We start from the raw sequence: 24,599 nt of genomic DNA, 5'->3' as shown, positions 1-24,599 counted from the left end.
ATGCGGCTGATTTCGCACTCGCCGCCCCAGTTGTCCAAAGGAGGTATCATGTTCAAGAAATACGCCTACGCCTGGATCACCGTCGGCTTCTTTCTATTTTCGCTCACCGGCCATTGGTTATTTGGTTGGTTTGCTTTTGTCGGCGAGCAGCAGAACCACGGTCAGGTGCCTGATGTTAATGCCTATCTCATGGAGATGGGCAGAGACACCTTTGAAAATTGGCAGTCCGAATTCCTGCAATTGCTCTGGCAGGTCGTCGGTCTTGCCTACTTTCTCTATATCGGATCTCCGTCTTCGAAGGAAAACGATGACCGTACCGAAGCGAAGCTGGACGCTCTGATCAGATTAAATGCCGGAGAGAAGGCTGATGCGATCATTGCCGAAATCGACAAGCACTTCATGAGAACCGGCGGACATGCGGGACCGTACGCCCACGACTTGGAAACGCGCAGAGGCCCACAGAGGATCGGCGACGCCACTTAGCGGTTCAGCTTTTCATGGAAGCGCAGGACCGCTCTAACCTTTTGTTTTCGCGCAATTCCGGACAGAAAACCGCTTCGCACTTTTCCTGGAATTGCTCTGGGCAGGCTCAGGCGGACCACGAAGCTGCCGCATCCTTGCAGCCGGACCCGCCGAGAAAGGCGCGAAGCGTGCTGCGTGGTGACGGATTGCGGAGGACAGCAGTCATGCGCCCCAAGGAAACGAAAGCGGCCACGGCTCTTCCTGCGCAAAGTCTTTAAAGCACCTCACGGAGGTACGCTAGCGCACGGAAACAACTCTCTCCGGACCACGTTCGATCTACGGCAGTCAGGAGGATTCGTGCCACACGATGAACAGATATTGGCGATCGCCAGCGCGCTTGAACGCCGGCAGGCCATTTTGTTCGTTGGGGCAGGAATATCGATGAGCGTCGGTTTGCCGTCATGGACCTGCCTCATCGACCACATGTTGACGGACCTCGGCCTGCCTTCCTCGTTCGCCGCCGCCCACGGCACGACCTACCAGGAAATTGCCGAATATTACCGGTTGAAGCACGGTTCATTGTCTCTATTGGTCGAATGGATGAAATGCGAGTGGCAGATTTTGCCGGAGCAACTGAGGACATCGGAGTTGCATCGGCTCATCGTCGAATTGGATTTTCCTCTCGTTTACACCACTAATTACGATGCAAATCTCGAAATGTCCTATGAGACGTTCGGGCGGCCATTCACGCGGATCACAAGCGCGAAAGACATGGCGACCGCGCCGGTCGGCAAAACTCAAATCGTCAAATACCACGGCGATTTCTCCGATCCGGACACACTGGTGCTGACAGAGTCGGATTACTTCGATCGCCTGTCCTTTGATGCTCCTTTGGACATTAAATTCAGGAGCGATGCCTTCGCCTCGACATTGCTGTTTATCGGCTACAGCATGTCCGATCTGAACATTCGCTTTTTGCTCCATCACCTGTGGTCGACATGGCGGCGAACCGGACTAGACCGACACCGGCCGCCGCTGTTTCTCTTCATGCACGAGCCGACCGAAGTTCAGGTGCATGTTCTGAAGAGGTGGGGCGTTACTGTCCTCAGCGGCGATGGCGAGAGTACAGGCGACTCCCTCTCTCATTTTCTCGAACGTCTGCTTCAACGACGAAACGCAAAGGCCCGCAGTTAGGTGCCGGGGTCCCCGGCTCGCAAGATGCCGGCTTGCCAGTCCTCTATAGGCATTGCTGAGGCGTTTTGCCGATTCTGGAGTTTTAGTGGGGCGAGGACCAGGGCAATATCCCCGTTCAATACCCAACGCTTCCGAAAATCACACGGGCGGCGTCCGCTGCCACCGTAGGCGGCATCTTCACTCGACCAAGAGAGATGCCATTGGTGAGCTTCTGGTGGAGCGAAAAGCGGATCCGGCAGACTATCGATCACGAGGTCATTGCCGAAGTTGATCAACAATATTCTTTCGTCCGACGGTTTCCCCGCGAAGAACCTCAGGAGGAAGGCGGAGCTGGACAAAATATTACCGTCCATTTGGCCGTCACGAGCGCAGGCTTGGCGAGAAAATGCCTTGTTTGTCTGACGTAGATTCAGCAGGTCGCGATGAAGCAGCACGAGCGCCGCGTTCCTCTCCCATTCAGCCCAATCGAGCTTCACCTTCTCAAACGTCGTGCGAGCACACGGATCCGCCAACTGTCTAATGAGCTCTTCATCCCTCAGGTTCGGGAATTGGCTGATGAAACTGCGCCGCCCCTGCCGGACGATGTCGGCGATTTCCCCTTGGTGATCTGCGAAATAATAGAACGGAGAAGAGGAACCAAATTCTTGCCCCTGAAAAAGCATGGGCGTTTGCGGCCCCAGCAGTTGGAGCGCCGTCAGAGCCCGAAGGCGGGCTGGCGATGTTATCTGGCCGATCCTGGCGCCTGTGCCGGAATTGGCGACCTGGTCGTGATTCTGGAGGAAGTGTACGAAATTCCACGGCTTGAGGTCGAGCCCAGCCGTTCCACGCGGTTTATCCTGCCAATCATATCGCTGCCCCTGAAACAGGCAGCCATATTTGGCGGCAGAAACGAGCTCCTGGGCCGTACCGCGGTGATCATGATAATAGGCTTCGCTGCGGCCGGTTAGCGCCACCGTCGCGGAGCGGTGGAAATCGTCATTCCATAAGGCGTCCAGCCCATGCCCTCCCACATCAGCCGGCCGCACCATGTTGGTTTGTTGCGGCTCATTTTCGCTCACGAGGTAGATCTGCCGCTGTCCCGCTGCTGCCCGAGCCTCCCTCGCAATGACGGTGATGATGTGTTCGTGGCTCGAATCGAACAAGGCCTGCGTGGCGTCGATACGCAGTCCATCAAAGTGGAATTCATCGATCCAGTAGGCCGCATTCTTCGCGACATATTCGCGAACGCCACGGCTGTTCGGACCGTCGAAGTTGATCGACTTGCCCCATTCGTTCGAGTAACGCTCTGTGAAATAGTCTGGCGTGAATTCGCAAAAACGCTCACCCTTACCGAAGTGATTGTAGACGACGTCCAGGATCACCCCAATGCCGATCCGGTGGGCTTCGTCGACGAAACCGCGCACATCATCCGGTGTTCCATAGAGCCGGGTCGGAGCGTAGAGCAAGGTGCCGTCGTAACCCCAGCCGAATTCGCCTTCAAACTCATTTATCGGCATTACTTCGAGGCAGTTGATGCCGATAGCGCGAAGTCTTTCCAGCTTTTCCCGGGCTGCCGCAAAGGTACCTTCCCTTGTGAAGGTGCCGATGTGCATCTCATAGAGAGCAGCTCCGAAGGCGGGCATTCCTTGCCAATCGTGATCACTCCACTGGTACCGCGCCGGGTCCACGACGACTGATGGCCCCGATGGGCCATCCGGCTGAAAACGCGAGGCAGGATCGGCAAGAAGATCATCCGCATCTCCAAAGTGAAATTGATATCGCGTCCCTGCATCCAGGCCGGGCAGATGGAGGCAGAAGTAGCCGCCGTCCTCCGCCGTCATCTGATGTTGGGAATTTCCCTCGATCACGAGGAAACAGCGTTCTCTGGCAGGGGCCCATAGCCTGAACGAAACGCCGCCGGCATCAACCTCCGCTCCGATCGGGAGGCGTCGGCGCGAACGGGGACGCATCGTTTCCGACTTTTCGCTGCTTGAGTGGTCGTGCATGGCTCTCTCGTGGAATCGCCTGCGCTAACTTCGGCAGCCTTATGATGTTCCCGTAATCGCCTTTCGCCACCTTTGGAGCCGCCCATCAAGCCCGAAACTTGCATTGCGGTACAGGGCAATACCGCGAACCGAGCTTGTCCGCGGCATTGCAAGTCCTCACTCCGCCGCCTGACGCGCCATCGGGTTGTTCGGGTGCGTAGTCCAGTTGGCATAGTTCGGGTCGACGACCCGGCCGGTGCGTTTGTCGAGGGTGCCGGCGGGAAGCTGTTCCATGGTGATGCAGTTCTCGACCGGGCAGACGCTGACACAGAGATTGCAGCCGACGCATTCCTCGTCCATCACCTCGAAATGGCGAGCGCCATCGACGAAGTTGGTGATCGCCTGGTGCGAGGTGTCCTCGCAGGCGATGTAGCAACGGCCGCATTTGATGCAGGCGTCCTGATCGATCTTCGCCTTGGCGATGTAGTTGAGATTTAGATACTGCCAGTCGGTGACATTTGGGACGGCGCGGCCGGTAATGTCGTCGAGGTCGCGGTGGCCCTTCTCGTCCATCCAGTCGGAGAGGCCAGTGATCATCTCCTGGACGATCTTGAAACCGTAGGTCATCGCCGCCGTGCAGACCTGGACGTTGCCGGCGCCGAGCACGAGGAATTCGGCAGCGTCCCGCCAGGTGGTGATGCCGCCGATGCCCGAGATGGGCAGGCCGTAGGTTTCCGGATCGCGGGCGATCTCGGCCACCATGTTGAGCGCGATCGGCTTTACCGCCGGGCCGCAATAACCACCATGGCTGCCCTTGCCGCCGACCGTCGGGTTGGGGGCGAAGTTATCGAGATCGACGGAGACGATCGAATTGATCGTGTTGATCAGCGACACGGCATCGGTGCCGCCGGCCTTGGCGGCGCGGGCCGGGCGGCGAATATCGCTAATGTTGGGCGTCAGCTTGGTGATGACCGGCATGCGGGTGTACTGCTTGCACCAGCGCACGACCATCTCGATATACTCAGGCACCTGGCCGACCGCCGAACCCATGCCACGTTCGGACATGCCGTGGGGACAGCCGAAATTGAGCTCGATGCCGTCGGCGCCGGTCTCTTCAACCAAGGGCAGGATTGCCTTCCAGGCCTCTTCCTCACAGGGCACCATGATCGAGGCGATCAGCGCCCGGTCCGGCCAGTTCATCTTCACCTGCTTCATTTCCCGCAGGTTGGTATAGAGGTCGCGGTCGGTGATGAGTTCGATATTGTTCAAACCGAGCAGGCGGCGGTCGGCGCCCCAGATCGCACCGTAGCGTGGGCCGTTGACGTTGACGACGGGCGGGCCTTCCTCGCCCAGCGTTTTCCAGACCACACCGCCCCAGCCGGCCTTGAAGGCGCGCTCGACATTGTAGGCCTTATCGGTCGGTGGCGCAGACGCCAGCCAGAAGGGGTTCGGGGATTTGATGCCGACGAAATTATTACGGAGATCAGCCATTGTTCATTCTCCCCTTCAAGCGACGGCGACAGCCGGAGCGGCTGCTGCAGTGAGGGCACGATGGATGGATTCAGCCGCGTCGCGACCGTGGGCGACCGCCGAAACCGTGAGATCGTCACCGCCGAAGACGCAGTCGCCGCCTGCCCAGACGCCGTCGAGCGAGGTATGGCCTTCGCCATCGACAGCGATGCGGCCGGATTCCATGCGCAGCGAACCGAGACCGGAGGCGTCAAAGCTCTGGCCGATCGCCTTGAAGATCTGGTCGGCGGCAATCACACCGGTTTCGCCGGTGCCGACGAGGCGGCCATCGAGGATTTTGGTATATTCCACTTCGATCGCGGCGACTTTGCCGTCCTGCGACAGGATCGATTTCGGCGCCAGCCAGTGGCGGATGATGACGCCCTTGGAGCTTGCCAGATCCTGTTCGAATTCGGAGGCGTTCATGTGCTCCTTGCCACGACGGTAACAGATCGTCACCTCCTCGGCGCCGAGCAGCTTTGCCTGCACGGCAGCGTCGATCGCTGTCATGCCGCCGCCAAGGACGACGACGCGGCGGCCGATGGCGATGTCGCTTCTGTCTTCGGCCTGGCGGAGTGCGGCGATGAAATCGACGGCGTCGTCGACGCCTGCAAGGTTTTCGCCCTCGATGCGCAGCGCGTTGACGCCGGCAAGCCCGATACCGAGGAAGACGCCGTCATATTGCGCCTGCAGATCGGAAAGCGAGAAATCGCGGCCGATACGCTGCGCATGCCGAACCTCGATGCCGCCGATCGAAAGGACGTAATCGACTTCCTTCTGGGCGAAGTCGTCGACGGTCTTGTAAGTGGCGATCCCGTATTCGTTGAGACCGCCGGATTTTTCCCTGGCATCATAGATGACGACGGAATGGCCGTTCACTGCCAGGCGATGGGCGGCGGCAAGGCCGGCCGGGCCTGCGCCGACGACGGCGATCGTCTTTCCGCTCGGTTCGGCTCTGGCATAGAACTGCCGGCCCGCCTGCATGGCGGCATCGGTCGCATAACGCTGCAGGCGGCCGATTTCGACCGGCCGCTCTTCAGCTGTGTTGCGCACACAGGCCTGTTCACAGAGTTCTTCGGTGGGACAGACGCGGGCGCACATGCCGCCGAGGATGTTCTGGTCGAAGATCGTCTTTGCCGAGCCGATTGGATTGCCGGTCGAAATCTGGCGGATGAACAGCGGAATGTCGATCGAGGTGGGACAGGCCGTCATGCATGGCGCGTCATAACAGAAATAACAGCGGTCAGCGGCGACCAGCGCCTCATGATTATCGAGGCGCGGATGAAGATCGGAAAAATTAGCCTCATACTCGGCGGGCGAAAGCCGGCCGGGATGAATCCCGGTTTCCAGTCGTTCCATTGAAGTTCCCTCATTATTGGTAAACGGCCTGTGAGGGAAAGCGTAACTCAGGTTTAAAAATTTATCAAACGGTAAAATTTTGACGATTTTTGCGTGTAATCCCGCAAGCAATCCACTGTTTTTGCTGGAAGAATTTAATCCGTCTGCATCGGTGAAACGGCCGAGCGCGCGACGAGGGAAGGGCATCCGAAAAAAGATTCAAAAAAGCCGAATTTTTTTTGGATGGCAGGGAACCAAAGTTTGATGTCGCCGTTATTGCGATATCCGGATGGTGATCGCATCGACCCAACATGCGCGCCCCCAACCCACTATCCGGACGTACTCACGGTCCCCTCCCGGTGAGTGAAGACAGCCGGTGCGCCGCCCTCGCACCGGCTGTTTTTCCGTTTAAGGCCGTCTCCAGGGCTTTCACACTCGCTTGAAGATCTCGAATTCGGTTTCCGGAATGGTCAGACGGTACTCGATGCGGCCGGGAACGAGGTTCAACTCCGCCTTGCCGTTGACCGACGAAGGCACGACACGCTCCAGCACTGTGCGGCCGAAGCTGTTGTCGCTGAATTCGTGGACTTCTGCCTGATCATGCAGAACTTCCGCCCAGGCGACTTCGATCGCCTTCCGGTCGTTGATCATGGCTTCGCGGCAATTCAGCGTGATGGAGGCGGCGCCGCCTGATATCGCGCCGAAGGAGGCAGAGTTGACGATGAGTTCGTGGAGGGCAAGCCCGAGATGCACGGCGGCATTCGGCGTCAGGTGAGCGTTGATGCCATAGATCGGCATGGAGCCGGCCGTCTCCGGCCAATAAGGAGCAAACTGCTTTTCGGCGAGTTCAAAGAGATAGGCGCCGCGCCAGCTCGAATCCGTAATCAGGTCCTGCGAGTTGGAAAGCGATTGCAGCCGTCCGCGGAATTTGAGGAGGAAGCTGTCGAGAGAGAGCGTGTTGCGGGCCGTCTGGGTGGCAATGCCCTGAATTATGGCGAGAAGGTTCTTCGAGCGGTGTGAGAGTTCGCGGAGCAGCGATTTCAGAACTTTTTCGCGATGCCGGCTTTCGGTGACTTCAGCCATGACGGACAGAAGTCCATGTTCGCCGCGTCCGCCGGTGCGCTGGATCTTCAGTTCATAAGTGCGCCGTTCGCCGTCGACGTCGACCTCGACTTCGGCATTGTTGGGGATGCCGGTTTCCAGCACCTTCTGCTTCAGCGCCGTCAGATATCGGCCGTGCGCATCGCCAAAGAGGACAGCATCGCTGCTGCCGGGCGCAAAGAGTGCTGCAAAATGCGGAGGCAGATTTTCGGCGTAGAAAATCGAAAGTCGGGCGTCCTGGCAGAGGATCGAAATCCCGGCGCTGCCGAGCGCGCGTTCCATCATTGCGGCTTTGCCTTCGAAGGTAAAAGGCATGCCGGACAATGGTTCAGTCGTATTCACTCGGCCGCCTTTCCTTGTGACATCTTGAACGTCGCTGAAGGGAGCGCCCTTCCAGACACCGCCTGCCAACTCTAGAACAAAGCGCTGCAAAAACCGTTAAAGCCACCGGAGCGTCCCGGTAGCACCGGAACGCCTGCTTTGGCGATTTGGTTCCGAAGGCCGGAAAATTGCGTCTCAGGCGGCTACTCTGGTCGATTCATTGAAAAAAAGAGCTTGGCTGATCAATGCCTTGACCATGTCGGGATTGAACGGCTTGGTGACAAGGAAAGTCGGTTCCGGGCGCTCGCCGGTCAGAAGCCGTTCCGGGAAGGCGGTGATGAAGATCACCGGCACGCTCGACGTCTTGAGGATGTCGTTGACTGCGTCGATACCGGAGCTGCCGTCGGCAAGCTGGATGTCGGCCAACACCATGCTCGGCTTGGTCTTATTGTAGAGCGCCACGGCCTCGGCATGCGTACGGGCAATGCCGGTGACGCGATGGCCGAGGCTCTCGACCATCTGCTCGATATCCATGGCGATCAGCGGTTCGTCCTCGATGATCATGATATCGGTTGCGACCTGACGGGAAATCTCCTGCGACGCGACGTCGAGCAGCTTCATGACATCCTGTTCTTCAGTTTCCAGGATTTCGGCGATTTCTGCGACGCGGAAATTCTCCACGGAGGCGAGCAGGAAGGCCTGCCGGGCGCGTGGGGAAACCTTGGAAAGGTTCAGCGTGGCGCGTTGCTCCCAGGCATAGGGCGAGGTCGGCTCTGGAATCTGGACGGCGGTGGAACCAAACAGTTGCGTGAACAGTTTGTAGAGTGCGACCCGGTCATTCGCCGTATCCGGGAAAATCGACAGATCGGCGATAATGGCTTCGAGAACGGCGGCGACATAGGCGTCGCCCGAAGTCTGAGTGCCGGTAAGGGCGCGGGAATAGCGACGCAGATAAGGAAGGTGCGGCGCAATCCGAGTAGAAAGTGTCATTAATGGGCTCCTGCATACAGGCCGGCATTGGCTTCAATGAGCGGTTAACGCCGCCTTGATAAAAAAGTTCCGGAACGGCAGGAACTTTTTTCGTTGCGCCGCATTATTCCAGCCGACGAAGAAAGGGCGTAGCGTTTTGACCCATGCAACAGCAAATGCCAGCGACATCGACAATCAAACGTTCGATGTCGATGGTTGAAATCGTTTTTGAACCCATCCACGCCCCTCGACACGCCCCTCGAACAGACAACCGGCGAGAAGACGAATTGATGACTCCACGCAAGAAAGAAGCAGCCGATCAGCGAAAGCTGGAGCTGCGGGCAAGCGACATCCTGGACCCGAACAATCAGATAGGCGTCAGGCTGCGGTCGCTCTATGCGGCTGCACAGGATGAGGCGATTCCCGATCGTTTTCTCGACCTTCTCGAAAAGCTCGACCATGCTGAAATGATGGCTTCTGCCAAGATGGCCGAATAGGATCTTCGCATGGAAGACAAATCGCAACCCAGCTTCAAGCGGGAACTGCTGGCGGCACTCCCAAGTCTTCGCGCCTTCGCGATCTCGCTCATCGGGCGGCACGATCGTGCCGACGATCTCGTCCAGGACACCATCATGAAAGCCTGGGCCAAACAGGATCATTTCGAGATGGGCACCAATATGAAGGCCTGGCTCTTTACGATCCTGCGCAACGAACTCTACAGCCAGATGCGCAAGAGCGGCCGCGAAGTGCAGGACAGCGACGGGCTGTTCACCGAATCGATGGCGATGCACCCCTCGCAATATGGCGCGCTCGATCTGCAGGACTTCAAGAAGGCCCTCGACCAGCTGCCGCCGGATCAACGCGAGGCGATCATCCTCGTCGGCGCCTCGGGTTTTTCCTACGAGGAGGCGGCCGAAATCTGCGGCTGCGCCGTGGGCACCATCAAGAGCCGCGTCAACCGGGCCCGCCAGCGGCTGCAGGAGTTGCTGCAGATCTCAGGCGAGGCTGATTTCGGCCCCGACGCCACCTCGGCGCCGCTGACATCGAAGGCTTTCGCGTTCTGACAGGAGTTGGATTTGGGAGGAAAGCCGGCCGCCCCTCGGGGCGGGGCGCGGGAGACTTCCTTTCTCGTATGAGAGTCCTTCACGGCGCGGACGCGCCGTGGCTGGATTCCTGTGACGGGCACAGGAATGAGGGAGGGGTCGGCGTCTACCCCAATCCTGCTGATACGCAAATCCGCTTCTCCTCGTCGTTCTCAGAACGATCAGGAGAGCCAATGCCACTTCAATCCTCGCGCTTTGACCCTACCAGATTGGCCGCGACGATTGCTGCCAGAACACCGGCGGTCAGGAGCGGCTGGGCGCGGATAAGACCAAGCCCGACCGTTGCCAGAGATTCGAGCGCCGCACGGCGTTCGCGGGTGCGGCGTGCTTCCCGGGCGTTAATGATCGACATGGCCACCAGGGCGATGATGGCGATCAGCAGCGCGCAGGCGGCCAGGAAGAGGGCAGCGCCGACCGGGCCGTAGATGCCGGCGAGCCAGATGGCGCCGGCGGTGACAGCCAGCGCGTAGGCGGTGAGAAGGAAGAGCACGGCAAGCGCAATGAAGATGCCATTGCGCTTGGCGCGCGCAACGGTCCGGTGCACGCTTGCGCCCGTCAGCAGGCTGAGGATCGGTAAGAGCATCGCGCTTCCTCAGCGCCGGGCTAGGAAGGCGATGGCAAGGCCGAAACCGGCCGCGGCGCCGATGGTCGCTAAGGGATGCTTGCGCACGGTCTCGCGCATTTCCGTCGTTCCACGCTCATAGCCGTGCTGCAATTCGCGCAGCAGATCCTCGCTGCGGCCGAGCAGTTCCTCATAACCGGCACCGGCCTGGCTGCGGATTTTTTCGCCCTGATGGCGTGAGCTCTTGCCGACGAGGCGCGTCAGTTCCGCGAGTTCGTTGCGCAGCGCCTCGATCTGCTCCTCGATGCCGGATTCCAAATTGTGGAAGGTGCCGTTGCGGCGGCTGCGGCCGGACTGGAAGATAGAATAGCTCATGGCTGTCTCCATTGGCTGGGGCGCGCGCAAGCCCGCCTGTTTCGCACGAGGGTCACCACCGTCCGTTGCATGAATGATATCGCCCGGCATTGACCCAGATCACTGCCGACAACGTGCCGGGCGATCAAAAGTTCCGCTCGCGCAGCGCTCAGGGGCGGGAAACGGCGCTATGGGCGAGCACGAAGGGCGTGCCGTCTGATGGTACCTGGTTGATGCGCAGCGCGCAACCGAACACCGAGAGCATCGTTTCGTTCGTCAGCACTTCAGCGATGCTGCCGGCGGCCGCGAGCCGGCCGGATTTCATCAGCATGATGCGGTCGGCAAAGAGCGCCGTCAGGTTGAGATCGTGCATGACGGCGATGACGCCGCCGCCGCGTTCGCAGAAATCGCGGGCGAGCGTCATGATGGTCAGCTGGTGGCTGATGTCGAGGCTCGAGACCGGCTCGTCGAGCAGCAGCCAGCAGGGCTTGCCGTCGACGACGGGCTCGGCGATCTGGCAAAGCACGCGGGCAAGCTGCACACGCTGCTGCTCGCCGCCGGAGAGTTCCTGATAGAAACGGCCTTCGAAGCCGGTCAAGTCGACGGAGGCAAGCGCTGCCGCCGCCGTCTGCTCGGCCTTGTCGGGATGCAGGTTGAGACCTGACGTCAGGCCCATGCGGACGATCTCGCGCACGGTAAAGGGAAAGGAGATCGTGCTTGCCTGCGGCAGCACGCCACGAATGGCGGCAAGCTGCCAGGGTTTCAGCCCCTTCACCTCGTCGCCGCCGATGCGCACCGAGCCGCCATAGGCAAGTTCGCCGGAGATGGCTTTCATCGTCGTCGTCTTGCCGGAGCCGTTCGGCCCGGCAATCGCCGTCAGCTCGCCGGCTCTTGCTGTGAAGGAGACGTCGCTGATGATGGTTTTGCCGGAAAGGCGCACGGAGACGCCGGAAACTTCGATCATCGCAATATCACTCACAGGGGTCACTCACAGGGCAAGGCGCGAACGCTGCCGCAGCAGGATCCACAGGAAGAACGGCCCGCCGACCGCCGCGGTGATGATGCCGATCGGCAGCTCGGCCGGGGCAACCAGGGTGCGGGCCAGGACATCCGCGAAGATCAGCAGAGAGCCGCCGAGAAGAGCTGCGGCCGGCAGCAGGAAACGATGGTCGGGGCCGATCGCCATGCGCAGGATATGCGGCACGACGATCCCGACGAAACCGATGCCGCCGCTGACCGCGACGGACGCGCCGGTCGCCGCAGCGACGCCGACGATCGCGACATTCTTCAGCCGCTGCACCGGAACGCCCATATGAAAGGCGGCCGCCTCGCCGAGCGTGATGGCATTGAGGCCGCGGGCCATGAAGGGCAGAGCGGTGAAGGACAAGAGGATGATCGGGCTGGCGGCGGCGATCTTCGTCCATGTGGCGCCGGCAAGCGAGCCCATGCTCCAGAAGGTCAGGTCGCGCAACTGCTGGTCGTTGGCCATGTAGATCAGCAGTCCCGTGATGGCGAGGGCGAGCGCGCCAAGCGCGATGCCGGCAAGCAGCATCGTCGCCACCGAGGTCTGTCCGTGACGGGTGGCGATCCTGTAGAGCAGCAGCGTCGTGACGAGGCCACCGCCGAAGGCCGCCGTCGGCAGAGCGTAGATACCGAGAAGCGCCTCGAGCGGAGCTGCGAGGCCGCCGCCGAGCACGATCATCGCGACCGCGCCGAGGCTTGCGCCGGAGGAGACGCCGACGAGGCCGGGATCGGCCAGCGGATTGCGGAACAGGCCCTGCATCACCGTGCCGGAAACGGCCAGTGAAGCGCCGATCAGGAAACCGAGGATCGCCCTGGGCAGGCGGATATCGAAGATGATGATCCGGTCACGCGTGCTGAGCGCCGCCTCGGAGCCGGCCATGTTGCTGATGACGTCGAGGATCGAGGCATCCGAGGCGCCTGTTGTCACCGAAAACAGCATCGAAAAGACCGAGCCGACGACGAGCAGCGCGATCGCCAGCAAGGCGAGCCGCGTCCTGTCGCCCGCCTGCCTGATTTCGCGGATGTCCGCCATCGGGAATCGTCGCCTTCGTTCCACCATGGCTTGCGGCAGGGCCATGATCAGCCCCCGTAGATCGCCGTGTTGAGCTCACGCGCGGCGGCTGCGGTGCGCGGGCCGAAGCCGAGCAGGTAGATGCCATCCATTCGGATGATCGCTTTTTTCTCGCCTGCCGGCGTCAGTGCGATCGCCGGCTGAGCCAGCAGGTCCTCGTTCTTGGTGCCGGCGCCGTCGCCGCGATTCATCATCAGGATGATGTCGGGCTTGGCTTCGATGATCGCCTCGTCCGTCAACGGCTTGTAGCCGGGGAATGCGCCGACGGCGTTGATGGCGCCGGCGAGCTTGACGATGCCATCGGCGGCCGTGCCGGTGCCCGATGCCATGATCCGGCCGTTCTGGGCGCTGAGGATGAAGAGAACGCGCTTGCGCTCGGCCTCCGGGCGCTTCTCGGCATCGGCGATCGCCGCGTCGAGGTCAGCCGCGACCTTTTCTTCAAGCGCCTTCGCCTTGTCGGGCACGCCCAGCAGCGTGCCGACACGGTCGATCTTGGCGATGATGCCGTCGCGGGTAAAGGCGCTCGGCACGGTCTCGAAGGGCACGCTGGCATTCTTCAGCACAGCCAGCGCTTCCTGCGGGCCTGAACCTTCGACGGCGATGATCGCCGTCGGGTTCATGGCGAGGATGCCTTCCGGTGAGAGCGCGCGCATGTAACCGACGTTCGGCAGCTTCAGCGCCGCCTCCGGATAGATGCTCGTCGTGTCCCGGGCGATGAGCCGGCTTTCCTCGCCGAGCGCATAGACGATCTCGGTGATGTCGCCGCCGACCGAAACCAGGCGCGACGTGTCGAGCTTCTTTTCCTCGGCGTGGGCGGCGCGGATGAAGGCGAAGCCTTCGACCGTCGGCGCCGTCGGGATCAGCGGCAGCGCCATGATGGCCGCCGTCAGGGCCAGTTCCCAAGGACGGATCCGGCGCAGATTGTTACGCATCGTCATCGTAGCGATCCTTATGCGGCCACACTTGCTGCCCGCGGCAGGTTTTCCATGATCTCGCGCCACTCGGCCCGTTCGTCGGAACCTTCCTTCCGCTTGCCGAAGAACTGGATGATCATCTCGCCTTCGGCATTGTAAGCCTCCAGCGAGGTGACGTGGCCGTCCGTGGTCGGCTTGCGTACGGCCCACGTCTCGGCGATGTGATCCTGGCGCAGATGCAGGTGAAAGGTCGGGTCCATGATATTGATCCACGGCCCCATCGGCTGCACGTTGAAGATCGGGCCGGAATGGATCTGGACGATGCCGTTATTGGCGACGAAGCACATGATCGGCAGGCCGGATTTCACCGAGGCATGCATCATGTCTGCCGTCGCGCTGTTGTCGAGCTTCCAGGCATAGTCGTCGCCGACGGTGCGCACGGCCGCCTGGCGGCCGATCTTCAGGCGCTTCAGCATGCCGAAGAACTCATGCGTATCGGTGAGCTTGCTCCAGTTGTCGCGCAGCTCGTCGCGGTTGACGTCGGCGGTCTCATCGACGGCATTTGAGGTCTCAGCCTCGACAAATTCCTGCGACTGGTCTTCCAGCTTCAACTCGGCGACGATCGCGTGATAGGCCTCGACATTCGAGCTCGGGCGCAGGTGCACCTTGTGCACGGCGTTGCCGGCCTTGTCGAAATATTGCAGGCTGAGGCGCTCTTGATCGCCATCCTTCTTGGATACGGCGAAACCATGCTCCCAGCGGCTCGGGAAGATGCGCAGATCGATATTCTCGCCGAGAACGATCGCGGCCTGCGCGCCGCTCTTGATGTTTTCGAAGACACCGATCTTCTCGTGAACGGCACTTTCGTTGCGCGACAGCGCCATTACTTCGCCGAGGCCGGCCACGTGCTCAAGAAGCTTCAGCGCACTGCCATCGATTCGCGTCACGCTGATGCCGGTTTCGGCGGCGACGAGGGCTGCCTCGGAAATCTTCAGCTGGGCGGCGATATCACGCTCGCGCATTTTCGGATTCTCGGCGCGAAACGCACGGATTTCGGCTGGCGCCGGTCTTGTCTGTTCGGTCATGTCCTACCCTACTTATTGAGAATGAGCTTGCCCTGACGGGTGATCTTCAGGCGATAGACCAGGCCGTCATGTCTTATCATGATCTCGTTCGTGCCGCGGAAAAGATCCGCGCTTTCGACGATCCGGTGCTGCGCCGCAGGCTCGCTCTGCAGCGGCACATGCTTAAAGTTATCTGGCTTTTCAACCATCATTTCGGTTGGCAATTCCATGAGGCCGGTGATCAGGGATCCCCGGTTGTGATGACAATTATCTTGACTTTCATACTCATAGTTTTTTAAAGACGCAATAGGAGACTATTGCAGTCAAGTTTTTGAGATTGCTGATATGAGGCCGCCTGGCGGCGGTTCGCGACAATGGCGGAGAAGATGATGACGGTTAGGTTTGCGGCTGTTGCAGCCGGCATGGTGATGGCGGTTTCAAGCATATGCCAGGCGCAGGACGCGGCAACCGCCAAACTGGATGTCGAACTCAACGCTCTGGCGCCATCGCAAAAGGGCTGCATGATGACTTTCGTTGCCGAGAACAATCTCCAGAACCCGATCAACAAGATCTCCTTCGAACTCGCCTTTTTCAACGACAAGAATGCCGTCGACCGCATCACCGTGCTCGACTTCCGCGATCTGCCGCAGGGCAAGAAGCGCGTGCGCCAGTTCGATATGCCGAATGTGAAGTGCGAGACGGTCACCCGCATCATCATCAACGACACGCCGGTCTGCGACGGTCCGGCCGCCGGCGAATGCATGAAGGGTCTCGTCACCCGCTCTCAGATTTCGGTTCCCTTCGAGGGCTAGAGCGGTTCAGCTTTTCACGAAAGCGCAGAACCGCTCTAACCTTTTGTTTACGCAGTTCCGGACGGAAAACCGCTTCGCACTTTTCCTGGAATTGCTTTGAGAATACGCCGGGAATGAATCCCGGCGGGCATGGTCAGACTGTCCGAGGCATAAGATGGCAATTTCAGCGAAGACCAGATCGAGACAGGTGCTCATCGGGGAGCCGGACGCTGACGGCAGTCTGAACGACAACCACATTCACCCCGGCCACGAGCTTTCCGACCTGCGCAATGTGCAGCGGCCGGCGGCCGGCGAGGCGGTGGTCCACTATGCGCGTTTCGCGCAGATACCCTCCTTTCCCGATCATCCGGAAGCCGCGTCGGATGTTGTCGCCGCCGCGCCGCCGATGGATGCGGCGGTGGAAAAGCAGAAAGACGAGAAGGCACCGGTGCGGCGACGGGTGGCGCTGACTTGTGTCGGGTCTCTTTTTTTTCATACTGCGCTAGCCGTCACGCTGCTCCTAGTCATACCTAAGCCTTCAGAAGAAACGCTGATGGAGGCGGGCGAAGCGATCAGCGTCGTCATGCTCGGCAGTTCTGACGCCGATCAGAGCGCCGCTGGCGAGACCGAGGTGACCATCCAGCAAGAAATTGTTCCGGAAGCTGTCGAGCCCGACACGGTCAAGCCAGTAGAAACAGCGGAAATGCAGCCGGAGACCGTCCAACCGGAAACTGTCCAGCCTACTGATGCAGAGCCGGTCGAGGCCGTCCAGCCCACGCAGGAGGTGACGCGCCAGTCAGCGGAGACGGTGACGACTGCGGAACCAGAGGTGCTCGTGTCGGAAACCCCTGCGGAAACTTCAGTTGCGCAGCCAATGTCGACAGTGGTGCCGGAGCAGTCTCCAGAGATACCGGCAACATCCGCCGAACCACCCGTCGCAACCGCGTTGCAATCCGAGCCGGAAGAGATCAAGCCTGTCGAAACGGCCGCGATTTCTCCCGAGCCGGAACCGCCGGCAGAGATCGTCACGCCACAGCCGAAACCGAAGTTGGAAAAGCCGGCAGAAAAGAAGCCGGTTGAAAGAAAGCAGCCCCCGAAGAAGGCACAGGGTTCTGAGGGAGAGGCCAAACAGGAGTCACGCAGGGGCGCCGCGGACGGGCAGGTAGACGCCAATTCAGACAATAATTCACGCACGTCGGGCGGACGGAGTGGATCGGGCGGTGCATCCGAAGCCAATTACAAGGGCAAGATCGTCTCGCGACTGTTCCGTTGCGTTGACCGAATTGAATCGCGATATCGTCGCAATTCTGCATCCTTGAATGTCCGCATTACGATCAATCGCAACGGAGATGTCACCGCATCAGGCCTTGTCCGAGGTTCGGGCTTGGCCGAGGTGGATAGCGCCGTTTTGTCCCGGATCGCTTCCTGTAATCTTCCTGCTATGCCGGATGACTGGTCCAGATCCTCGCGCTCGTACAGCTTTCCTGTCCAAGTCACCGCTCGATAAAATATGATAAAAACAATCAACTTTATACTTTACTCTAAAAATCAAGTTTAATAAGGTCCGCCCGCACACGCAGGAATCGTGTGACGATCAACGAACGAACGGGTGGCATATGGCTCGCAAGGGCAAGAAGGGTTCGAACCGGGAGGTCCGCGACAGCGCGGGCGAGGACGCTGGTCAGGCGCCCTCCGGGCGATCCAAACTGGATGGCCGCAGTTTCCTCTATGTCGGTGGCCGCGACTGCCAGGTGGCGCATCTTCGCCAGATCTGCAGCAATTTCGGCGCTGAGCTCATCCACCATGATGGCGGTCTGCGCGAAGCGGTTTCCCGCATCGATACTCTGCTTCCCTCGGTCGACTGCGTCTTCTGCCCGATCGACTGTATCAGCCACGATGCCTGCCTGCGTGTGAAGACCGGCTGCAAGAAGTTCAGCAAGACCTTCATCCCGCTTCGCAACGGCAGCAAGTCCAGCCTGGAGCGTGCGCTGCAGACGATGAACGAACGAGACAATTCCCGATGAACGACCAGCGCCCCGACGGCTTCACCATGATCGGCCTGCATAAGCTCGCCGCGCAGACAGGCGAGGGCCTCGTGCCCGAACTTTACGAACTTTTCCAGCAGCATGCTGAACGCCAGCAGATCTACCAGAATGTGACGCTGTTCCCGACCTGGGAAGCGCGCATGCCCGGGGAAGCGACAACAAGACCGCTTGGCCCAGCAGCGGCAAACGGCGATAATGTTCTCGCCTTTCCCTTGCGTTCTGCAAGGGCGGGCAAGAGGAAGGCGTAGGGAGATTCCATGTATATCGCAATGAACCGCTTCAAGGTTGCAACCGGGAGCGAAGGCGATTTCGAGACGGTCTGGCGCAATCGCGATTCCAGCCTGCCCGAGGTGCCCGGTTTCGTCGAATTCCGCCTGCTGCGCGGCAAGGTCAACGAAGAGGAGGGCTATACGCTCTATTCCTCACACACGGTCTGGAAAAGCGAAGCGGATTTTCAGAACTGGACGAAGTCCGAGAGCTTTCGTGCGGCGCACCGCAATGCCGGCGATCACAAGGCGATCTACAAGGGACCGCCGATCTTCGAGGGCTTCAACGTGGTTGATGGCATATGAACGAAGGACATGACCGCATCGAGGTTCTGCCGGTCCTGCCGTCGCTCGATATCGATAAGACGCTTGCCTTCTACCGCGATGCGCTCGGTTTTACCGAGATCGTCTATCAGGCGGCGGATTATCTCATCCTGCGGCGCGACGACATGGAGCTGCATTTCTGGCGGACGCAAGATGCCACGCTTTGCCAAAACAGTTCCGTCTATCTCCGTGGCGGGGGCATCGGCGCTCTTCATGCGGAATATCGCGAAAGAGGCGTCGAGCGCCTGAGCGATATGGAGGTGCGGCCGTGGAACATGGAGGAATTCTACATCCATGATCCTCACGGCAATCTCCTGCGCTTCGGCCGTGTGCCGCAGCCGCGTGATTAGAGCAACTCCGGCAAAGTGCTCAGCGGTTTTGCATCCGGAATTGCGCCAAAACAAAACATTGAGCAATTCCGGGACTCGGAGAAAACGAAGTGCTCTATGCCCTGACGCGGAAGACAGCGCCTGCCGCAACGGCAAGCCAGCCAAGCATCATTGCCCAGCCGCCGGTCGGCGCGGCATAGGGGAAGAGGCCGGAGCCGGTAAAGCGCAGCGTGACGAGATCGCCCGCAAAAAGCAGCGTTCCGACAATCATCAGCAAACCGGCCAGCCAGGCGGTTCTGAGCCTGACGTTGCCGAGAGCCAATGCCAGCAGCGCAGGGGCGTGGGCAAGGCACATGGCAGATGCGGATGCCGCAAGATTGGCCTCGCCGCCGCCATGGGCAGCAAGGGCGGCAAGCGCCACGCCGGCTACGCCAAACAGGCCGGCAAAGAGATAAAGCACCGGCTCCAGACACGCGTTCAAGCTCATGATTGTTCCTTGTTGTCGGTAGCCTTGTTTTGCATGTGATAGGCGAGCCGCTCCACCGGCGCCCAGATGAGATCGCGCAGCGCCTGGCTTGATATCGTCTCGTCCAGGGCGCGGCGGAAGCAGAGCAGCCATTCGTCTCGCTCCACAGGGCCGATCTCGGCGACGAAATGGCGGCTGCGCAGACGCGGATGGCCGCGCTTATCGGTATAAAGCGGCGGGCCGCCGAGATAACCGGTCATATATTCGTAAAATTTCTCTTCGCTGCCCACAAGGCTCGACGGGTGTACGGCGCGCACGTTTCTCGCCTCCGGCAAGCTGTCCATCAGTTCGTAGAAACGGTGCGTCAGCGCCCGCACGACAGGATCGCCGCCGATCGCCTGATATAAGGTGATGACCTTCTCCGTCACGAAACCATCCCAATTGCCTCAACCATTCCCCGGCCTCTTCATGCACCGGGCGGAAAATGATCGCAACTGTCATCAAGGTGCCGCGGCATTTCGCGCATAATGCCGGGACGGCAGCGTGGCGGCCGATTCTCCTTGACAAAACCGTCCGGACGGTATCTTTTATCTGCATGTCGAACGCTCATCATCGCAAGAAGCAGCCCGTGCTTGTGCGCCAGCAGTTGCTGGAGGTCGCCGCGCGCCTTGCTGCCAGCGACGGCATGGCGGCAGTCACGCTCGATGCGGTTTCCGCCGCGTCCAGCGTCAGCAAGGGCGGGCTGCTGCATCACTTCCCGACGAAAAATGCGCTGCTCGATGCCCTGTTCGAGAGCCTGCTCGAAAAGTTCGACGCCGATATAGAGGAACTGATGCGCGGCGATCCGCTGCCACAGGGGCGCTTCACCCGCGCCTATCTCAGGGCGGTATCCGGTCTCAAGGAGCGTCCCGACGATTCCAGGAGTTGGACGCAGGTGACGATCGCGCTTCTTGCCGAACCCCGGCTACGTCTTCGCTGGCGCCAATGGGTGCAGGCGCGGGCCGAGGAATATATCGGCACCGATTCCTCCCTCGACGCACAAGTCGTGCGTTTCGCCGCCGATGGACTTTGGTTCGCAGATACGTTGGAAAGCCATGATATCAACGGCGTTCTGAGGCGGGATCTCATCGATCGCCTTGTCGAACTGACCGGCAGGTAATTCGAAAAGGAACCCGCCATGAGCCAGGCCGCCGTCTACGGGCTGCTGTTTGCAGCCATCGTGCTCGAGGTCATCGGCACGACCGCGCTGCAACTGTCGCAGCAGTTCACCCGCATCGGGCCGACGGCACTCGTCGTCGCCTGTTATGCGGCTGCCTTCTATTGCCTGTCGTTGACGCTGAAAAGCATCCCCGTCGGTATCGCCTATGCGATTTGGAGCGCTTTGGGAATCGTGCTGATTTCCTCGGTCGGCCTGGTGTTCTTCAAGCAGCGCCTCGACCTGCCGGCAATCGTCGGGCTCGGGCTGATCATAGCCGGCGTTTTGGTCGTCAATCTATTTTCGAAATCGGTTTCACATTGATATTGCTGTGATATTACCAGACAGTTTTTCCGTCTTCGGCCGGTAAATTTTCCCCTTTGTCAAAATACTGACAAAGGTCTATGTGTTCCTTGGACGTGGAGGAGACGAGGCGCAGCCGGCGCCGTTTTCCAAAGCGCTTTGAATCCTGCCTTCCCGCCTATCGATACTGCCAGGTTCTACAGGAGCACATCATGGCCATTCGCACCGTCGTCTGGGGAGAGAACATCCACGAGAATACCAATGAGATCGTCCGGGGGATCTATCCCGAAGGCATGCACACGACGATCGCCAATGCGCTGAACACCGATCCAAGTATCTCGGCGACGACGGCGACGCTGCAGGAGCCGGAACACGGCCTCAGCGAAGCCCGCCTTACCGAGACCGACGTCTTGACCTGGTGGGGCCACAAGGATCACGGCGCGGTTTCCGACNCGCCAATGCGCTGAACACCGATCCAAGTATCTCGGCGACGACGGCGACGCTGCAGGAGCCGGAACACGGCCTCAGCGAAGCCCGCCTTACCGAGACCGACGTCTTGACCTGGTGGGGCCACAAGGATCACGGCGCGGTTTCCGACGTCGTTGTCGAGCGTGTCGCCAAGCGCGTCTGGGAAGGCATGGGCCTGCTGGTGCTGCATTCCGGCCATTTCTCCAAGATCTTCAAGCGGCTGATGGGCACGCCCTGCGCGCTGAAATGGCGCGAGGCGGGTGAACGCGAGCGTCTGTGGACGATCAACCAGCGCCATCCGATCGCCGCCGGCATCGGCGAACATTTCGAGCTTGAGAACGAGGAAATGTACGGTGAGCAGTTTTCGGTGCCGGAACCGCTCGAAACGGTGTTCATCTCCTGGTTCCAGGGCGGCGAAGTGTTCCGCTCGGGCCTGACCTGGCGCCGCGGCGCCGGCAACATCTTCTATTTCCGCCCGGGCCACGAGACCTATCCAACCTATCACGACGTCAATGTCCAGAAGGTGCTGATCAACGGCGTGAAGTGGGCCTATAACCCCGAGGGTGCATTGAAGAGCATTACCGATGCCCCAAATGTGCCGGTAGAAACAGCACTGGAGCCGATCGTCGAACGCGGCCCGAGACTGCACCAGGCCGGCGAAGCCGGTTACCGCTGAGGAGCATCCATGCGACTACTCGTTCTTGGCACGGGGGTGATGGCGAAAAACCAGCTCGCCCGCTTCCCCCTCATCGACGGCGTGACGGTGGTCGGCGCCGTCGACACCGATCCCGAGCGGCTTTCGGCCTTCGCCGACAAGTTCAACATCGAAAAACGGTTTCTTTCGCTGGATGAGGCGATCGCCTGGGGTGAATTCGACGCGGCGACAAATGTCACGCCCGACCGCATCCATCACCCGACGACGATGGCGCTGATTGCCGCGGGCAAGCACGTCTTCTGCGAAAAGCCGCTGGCGGAGAACTATGCGAAGGCGCTGGAGATGACGGAAGCGGCCGAAAAGGCCGGCGTCATCAACATGGTCAATCTCACCTATCGCAACGTCGCTCCGCTGCAGCGCGCCCGCGAGATGGTGCTCGCCGGCGAGCTCGGCACGATCAGACACGTGGAAGCATCCTATCTCCAGAGCTGGCTGGTGTCGCGTGCCTGGGGCGACTGGCGCACGGAATCGACCTGGCTGTGGCGGCTTTCCACCGGCCACGGTTCGAACGGCGTGCTCGGCGACGTCGGCATCCATATTCTCGATTTCGCCGCCTATGGCGCGGCGACCGACATCGACCACGTCTTCGCCCGGCTGAAGACCTTCAACAAGGCGCCGGGCGGCCAGATCGGCGAATATCTGCTCGATGCCAATGACAGCTTCACCATGTCTGTCGATTTCGCCAACGGCGCGCTCGGCGTCATCCATGCCAGCCGTTGGGCGACAGGGCATCTGAACGAGTTGAAGCTGCGCATTTATGGCGAGAGGGGCAGTCTCGAGGTCATCCATCGTCCCAGCGGTTCCGAGCTGCATGGCTGCCTCGGCGAGGATGTCGAAACCGCCACCTGGACGAAGATCGAGGTTGAACCGGTGGCGACCAACTACCAGCGTTTTGCCGAGGCCGTGGCAAGCGGCATCCAGCCGGATCCGAACTTCCGCCACGCCGCCAACCTGCAGAAGGTGCTCGACCTTGCGATGGTGACCGAGCGCGAGCGGCGCGAGCTGAAGGTTTGATCCGCTCGATCAAAAAGCACGACCGCCGTCCTTTCGGGGCGGCGGTTTTCGCTAGAAGAAAGGGTCCGTGGGAGCCGTACCCTTTCTTCCTATTTATTCAATCACCTGCACCACGCGGTGGGTGCGGGGTTCGACGATCACACGGCGATCGTTGATGACCGTGTAAGCATATTTCGGATTGTCAGGCACCGGCGTCACGACGACATCCGCCGGAAGCGGCTTGCCGACGACAATGGGTTCCTGGACGACCACAGAAGCGGTTGGGGTCGGCTGCTGCTGGACATAGGTGACGACCTCGCGCGGCGGCGGATCGATCACTGCGCCGGCGACACCGCCGGCCACGCCGCCAACGGCAGCACCCACAGGGCCGCCGACGATTGCGCCGGTGATGGCGCCGCCGGCTGCACCGGTGACGGCTCCGTCAGCGAGCGCATTGGTGGCGAGCGACGACAGCGCAAGGGCGCTGGAGACAAGTAGGATCTTGTACATTTTGCTTCTCCTTTGCTGGGGTTGCGCTTGGGTAACGACCGCGCCAATCCGAGGTTCCGGCAGGAGAGAGTCACGCTTTGGGCGGCCGGTTCACATAATGTGAGGCAGCTGAAGCATGGGTCCGAAGGCATTATTCCAGCCGCCGGCGGAAAAGCCAGGCGGCGGCGCTGAGCGTAACAGTGGCGATCAGCGCTAGTGGGATTGTCTGGTTCACCACCTCGCTCAGCGGAATATCCTTGAGGAAGACGCCTTTGACGATCACCAGGAAATAGCGCAGCGGATTGATCAGTGTCACCGGCTGCAGCCACCCCGGCATGTTCTCGATCGGCGTCGCGAAGCCGGAGAGGAGCATGGCGGGGACCATGAACAGGAAAGCGCCGAGGATCGCCTGCTGCTGTGTCATCGACAGCGCCGAAATGAACAGGCCGAGGCCGGCGACCGAACCGAGATAGAAGATTGCGCTGCCGTAAAGCAGGAAGAGCGAGCCGCGCAGCGGCACCTCGAAGAGGAAGACGGCGGCCAGGATATAGACGGTGATGTGGAAGAGGCCGATCATCATAGGCGGGATCAGTTTGCCGATCAGGATCTCGTGGATGCGCAGCGGCGAGACCATCAACTGGTCGAAGGTGCCGAGCTCGCGCTCGCGGGCGATCGACAGCGCCGTGACGATGAGGCCGATCAGCAGCGCGATGCTGGCGATCAGGTTCGGCACCATGAACCATTGATAGGTGAGGTTCGGGTTGAACCAGTTGCGCGGCACTGTCGAGACGATGTCGGCGCCGGCACGTTTGCCGGCCGGCGTCTCGGCGGCGAGGGCGGCGCCGATCTGCGAGAGATAGCCCGCGACGATCTGCGAGGCGTTGGAGCGGCGGCCGTCGAGCACCACCTGCAGGTCGGCCGGCGCTCCCGCCTCAATATTGCGCGAAAAGTCCGGCCCGATCTGAACGACGGCAATGGCAGTTTGGTTGTCGATCGCCACCCGGACATCTGGTTGGCTTCCTGCAATCTCGATCTTCCGGAAGGTCGGCGAGCCATCGATGCGCTCGATCAGTTCCTGGCCCCAGTGACCGCTGTCGCGGTTGAGGATCATCACGTCGACATTGCGGACTTCGAGCGTCGCCGCATAGGAGAAGACGAGAAGCTGGACGATCGGCGGGCCGATCAGAATGGCGCGGCCCTTGGGATCGCGCAGCACGGCGAGCAGTTCCTTGACGATCAGGGCGTAGAGCCTTGTCCAACCCATC

At 60.5% G+C, this 24,599-nt stretch carries 30 protein-coding genes and 1 pseudogene; 15 read left to right on the top strand and 16 right to left on the bottom strand.

The window, feature by feature from the left end:
- The first annotated feature begins 48 nt into the window (after positions 1-48).
- Both BS630_RS22260 and BS630_RS22255 read left to right on the top strand, forming a co-directional pair.
- Positions 49-483 carry a DUF6766 family protein gene (locus BS630_RS22260; RefSeq protein ID WP_077979075.1) on the top strand — a complete coding sequence of 145 codons (435 nt, stop codon included), beginning with the start codon at positions 49-51 and terminating at the stop codon, positions 481-483.
- A gap of 336 nt (positions 484-819) precedes the next feature.
- Positions 820-1,656: an SIR2 family protein gene (locus BS630_RS22255; protein ID WP_143529463.1), complete on the top strand. Its 837-nt coding sequence runs from the start codon at positions 820-822 to the stop codon at positions 1,654-1,656.
- Here BS630_RS22255 and treZ read toward each other — a convergent pair.
- The 5 genes from treZ to BS630_RS22230 form a co-directional block, all read right to left on the bottom strand.
- Complete coding sequence (gene treZ, locus BS630_RS22250) at positions 1,653-3,641, bottom strand: malto-oligosyltrehalose trehalohydrolase (RefSeq protein ID WP_077979074.1); 1,989 nt, start codon at positions 3,639-3,641, stop codon at positions 1,653-1,655. The genes BS630_RS22255 and treZ overlap by 4 nt on opposite strands.
- A 156-nt stretch (positions 3,642-3,797) precedes the next feature.
- Complete coding sequence (gene preA, locus BS630_RS22245; RefSeq protein ID WP_025395657.1) at positions 3,798-5,111, bottom strand: NAD-dependent dihydropyrimidine dehydrogenase subunit PreA; 1,314 nt, start codon at positions 5,109-5,111, stop codon at positions 3,798-3,800.
- A gap of 15 nt (positions 5,112-5,126) precedes the next feature.
- The gene (locus BS630_RS22240; RefSeq protein WP_077979073.1) at positions 5,127-6,488 is read right to left on the bottom strand and encodes an NAD(P)-dependent oxidoreductase; all 1,362 of its coding nucleotides are present in this window, start codon (positions 6,486-6,488) and stop codon (positions 5,127-5,129) included.
- Between the two features lie 408 nt (positions 6,489-6,896).
- On the bottom strand, positions 6,897-7,892 hold the full coding sequence (locus tag BS630_RS22235; RefSeq protein ID WP_170268491.1) for a sensor histidine kinase: 996 nt from the start codon (positions 7,890-7,892) through the stop codon (positions 6,897-6,899).
- Between the two features lie 192 nt (positions 7,893-8,084).
- Positions 8,085-8,879, bottom strand: coding sequence for a response regulator (locus BS630_RS22230; RefSeq protein ID WP_017961711.1), 795 nt, complete (start codon positions 8,877-8,879; stop codon positions 8,085-8,087).
- A 269-nt stretch (positions 8,880-9,148) separates the two neighbouring features.
- On the opposite strand from BS630_RS22230, the gene BS630_RS22225 reads away from it, so the two are divergent.
- Both BS630_RS22225 and BS630_RS22220 read left to right on the top strand, forming a co-directional pair.
- A complete protein-coding gene (locus tag BS630_RS22225) occupies positions 9,149-9,355 on the top strand; it encodes a NepR family anti-sigma factor (protein WP_077979072.1) in 207 nt (68 codons plus the stop codon).
- A 9-nt stretch (positions 9,356-9,364) separates the two neighbouring features.
- Positions 9,365-9,922 carry an RNA polymerase sigma factor gene (locus BS630_RS22220; RefSeq protein ID WP_003542247.1) on the top strand — a complete coding sequence of 186 codons (558 nt, stop codon included), beginning with the start codon at positions 9,365-9,367 and terminating at the stop codon, positions 9,920-9,922.
- Between the two features lie 220 nt (positions 9,923-10,142).
- Here the strand turns inward: BS630_RS22220 and BS630_RS22215 are convergent, their stop codons facing one another.
- The 7 genes from BS630_RS22215 to hemP form a co-directional block, all read right to left on the bottom strand.
- The gene (locus BS630_RS22215) at positions 10,143-10,544 is read right to left on the bottom strand and encodes a hypothetical protein (protein ID WP_027663891.1); all 402 of its coding nucleotides are present in this window, start codon (positions 10,542-10,544) and stop codon (positions 10,143-10,145) included.
- A 9-nt stretch (positions 10,545-10,553) separates the two neighbouring features.
- Positions 10,554-10,898: an ElaB/YgaM/YqjD family protein gene (locus BS630_RS22210; RefSeq protein ID WP_077979071.1), complete on the bottom strand. Its 345-nt coding sequence runs from the start codon at positions 10,896-10,898 to the stop codon at positions 10,554-10,556.
- A gap of 148 nt (positions 10,899-11,046) precedes the next feature.
- Entirely contained in the window at positions 11,047-11,841 is a 795-nt protein-coding gene (locus BS630_RS22205; RefSeq protein WP_077979070.1) for a heme ABC transporter ATP-binding protein, read from the bottom strand.
- Positions 11,842-11,865: 24 nt separating this feature from the next.
- A complete protein-coding gene (locus BS630_RS22200; RefSeq protein ID WP_025395652.1) occupies positions 11,866-12,978 on the bottom strand; it encodes a FecCD family ABC transporter permease in 1,113 nt (370 codons plus the stop codon).
- Positions 12,979-12,980: 2 nt separating this feature from the next.
- Complete coding sequence (locus tag BS630_RS22195) at positions 12,981-13,910, bottom strand: heme/hemin ABC transporter substrate-binding protein (protein ID WP_077979069.1); 930 nt, start codon at positions 13,908-13,910, stop codon at positions 12,981-12,983.
- Between the two features lie 11 nt (positions 13,911-13,921).
- Entirely contained in the window at positions 13,922-14,971 is a 1,050-nt protein-coding gene (locus tag BS630_RS22190; RefSeq protein ID WP_077979068.1) for a hemin-degrading factor, read from the bottom strand.
- 8 nt (positions 14,972-14,979) lie between these two features.
- Positions 14,980-15,162, bottom strand: a complete 183-nt coding sequence (hemP, locus tag BS630_RS22185) for a hemin uptake protein HemP (protein ID WP_012758649.1) — start codon at positions 15,160-15,162, stop codon at positions 14,980-14,982.
- 177 nt (positions 15,163-15,339) lie between these two features.
- Between hemP and BS630_RS22180 the strand changes: the two genes are divergently transcribed.
- The 6 genes from BS630_RS22180 to BS630_RS22155 all read left to right on the top strand — a co-directional run bounded on the left by BS630_RS22180 (position 15,340) and on the right by BS630_RS22155 (position 18,726).
- Positions 15,340-15,762, top strand: a complete 423-nt coding sequence (locus tag BS630_RS22180; protein WP_077979264.1) for a hypothetical protein — start codon at positions 15,340-15,342, stop codon at positions 15,760-15,762.
- Between the two features lie 154 nt (positions 15,763-15,916).
- A complete protein-coding gene (locus BS630_RS22175) occupies positions 15,917-17,248 on the top strand; it encodes a TonB family protein (RefSeq protein WP_077979067.1) in 1,332 nt (443 codons plus the stop codon).
- 109 nt (positions 17,249-17,357) lie between these two features.
- Positions 17,358-17,765 (top strand): DUF2325 domain-containing protein, encoded by a 408-nt coding sequence (locus tag BS630_RS22170; RefSeq protein WP_077979066.1) that lies wholly within the window; start codon positions 17,358-17,360, stop codon positions 17,763-17,765.
- Positions 17,762-18,034 (top strand): hypothetical protein, encoded by a 273-nt coding sequence (locus BS630_RS22165; protein ID WP_003542206.1) that lies wholly within the window; start codon positions 17,762-17,764, stop codon positions 18,032-18,034. The genes BS630_RS22170 and BS630_RS22165 overlap by 4 nt, the downstream gene beginning before the upstream one ends.
- Before the next feature lie 9 nt (positions 18,035-18,043).
- The gene (gene hmuQ, locus BS630_RS22160) at positions 18,044-18,358 is read left to right on the top strand and encodes a heme-degrading protein HmuQ (protein ID WP_077979065.1); all 315 of its coding nucleotides are present in this window, start codon (positions 18,044-18,046) and stop codon (positions 18,356-18,358) included.
- Positions 18,355-18,726, top strand: a complete 372-nt coding sequence (locus BS630_RS22155) for a bleomycin resistance protein (RefSeq protein ID WP_077979064.1) — start codon at positions 18,355-18,357, stop codon at positions 18,724-18,726. Before hmuQ ends, BS630_RS22155 begins: the two co-directional genes overlap by 4 nt.
- A gap of 94 nt (positions 18,727-18,820) precedes the next feature.
- Here the strand turns inward: BS630_RS22155 and BS630_RS22150 are convergent, their stop codons facing one another.
- Positions 18,821-19,192, bottom strand: a complete 372-nt coding sequence (locus BS630_RS22150) for a DUF423 domain-containing protein (protein ID WP_077979063.1) — start codon at positions 19,190-19,192, stop codon at positions 18,821-18,823.
- A complete protein-coding gene (locus tag BS630_RS22145) occupies positions 19,189-19,599 on the bottom strand; it encodes a group II truncated hemoglobin (RefSeq protein WP_077979062.1) in 411 nt (136 codons plus the stop codon). Before BS630_RS22145 ends, BS630_RS22150 begins: the two co-directional genes overlap by 4 nt.
- 167 nt (positions 19,600-19,766) lie before the next feature.
- Between BS630_RS22145 and BS630_RS22140 the strand changes: the two genes are divergently transcribed.
- From BS630_RS22140 to BS630_RS22120, 5 genes and pseudogenes are all read left to right on the top strand, one after another.
- Positions 19,767-20,330, top strand: coding sequence for a TetR/AcrR family transcriptional regulator (locus BS630_RS22140; protein ID WP_003542198.1), 564 nt, complete (start codon positions 19,767-19,769; stop codon positions 20,328-20,330).
- An 18-nt stretch (positions 20,331-20,348) separates the two neighbouring features.
- Positions 20,349-20,690, top strand: a complete 342-nt coding sequence (locus tag BS630_RS22135; RefSeq protein ID WP_077979061.1) for an SMR family transporter — start codon at positions 20,349-20,351, stop codon at positions 20,688-20,690.
- A 191-nt stretch (positions 20,691-20,881) separates the two neighbouring features.
- Positions 20,882-21,003, top strand: a pseudogene (locus tag BS630_RS38695) (ThuA domain-containing protein); the annotation flags it as partial.
- 81 nt (positions 21,004-21,084) lie between these two features.
- A complete protein-coding gene (locus BS630_RS22125; RefSeq protein ID WP_077979060.1) occupies positions 21,085-21,813 on the top strand; it encodes a ThuA domain-containing protein in 729 nt (242 codons plus the stop codon).
- A 9-nt stretch (positions 21,814-21,822) separates the two neighbouring features.
- A complete protein-coding gene (locus BS630_RS22120; RefSeq protein WP_077979059.1) occupies positions 21,823-22,866 on the top strand; it encodes a Gfo/Idh/MocA family protein in 1,044 nt (347 codons plus the stop codon).
- Positions 22,867-22,959: 93 nt separating this feature from the next.
- Here BS630_RS22120 and BS630_RS22115 read toward each other — a convergent pair whose 3' ends face one another.
- On the bottom strand, positions 22,960-23,355 hold the full coding sequence (locus BS630_RS22115) for a DUF1236 domain-containing protein (protein WP_077979058.1): 396 nt from the start codon (positions 23,353-23,355) through the stop codon (positions 22,960-22,962).
- A 130-nt stretch (positions 23,356-23,485) separates the two neighbouring features.
- Positions 23,486-24,598: an ABC transporter permease gene (locus tag BS630_RS22110; RefSeq protein ID WP_077979057.1), complete on the bottom strand. Its 1,113-nt coding sequence runs from the start codon at positions 24,596-24,598 to the stop codon at positions 23,486-23,488.
- Position 24,599 lies beyond the last annotated feature (1 nt).

Source organism: Rhizobium laguerreae (genome assembly GCF_002008165.1).
GTDB lineage: Bacteria > Pseudomonadota > Alphaproteobacteria > Rhizobiales > Rhizobiaceae > Rhizobium > Rhizobium laguerreae.
The sequence above is the reverse complement of the archived record's forward strand: the minus strand, read 5'-3'. Positions and strand labels throughout refer to the sequence as shown.